This window comes from Cohnella baijiui (genome assembly GCF_020731285.1).
In the GTDB taxonomy this organism is placed as follows: Bacteria; Bacillota; Bacilli; order Paenibacillales; family Paenibacillaceae; genus Cohnella.
Map to the genome: position 1 here is coordinate 1 of NZ_JAJFOW010000187.1, position 321 is coordinate 321.

Consider the following 321-nt stretch of genomic DNA (forward strand, 5'->3'; position numbering starts at 1 on the left):
GCGCGCTGGTTCCTACGCTTGAAGAACCCTTTGTGCAGGCGCTTGCCGCATGGGAACAGGCATTATCGCAGACAGAAGCGACGTTTGTCCGGTATATTGAGCAGGTTGTACGACTCGAGCATAAGGTCAGTCCGGAATTATATCAGGAGATCCTGCAACTGGTTCGCTTTGCGCTAGAGCAAAGTCGGCAGTTTGTTCTACTGTTAAATCAACTGGGGGAAGAGAGCCAGGCCCTAAAGAGCAATCCTACTGCGATTACTGTGCTTAACCATATTCGGCGTGAATCTGAATACTTTATCGGAATTGCAGAAGCACTGCTTG

General features: G+C 49.5%; 1 protein-coding gene. It reads left to right on the forward strand.

Features of this window, described 5'->3' with window-relative positions:
• Nucleotides 1-321 (forward strand): DUF2935 domain-containing protein (locus LKX83_RS32255; protein WP_227887354.1); only part of this gene is annotated, 321 nt, incomplete at both ends.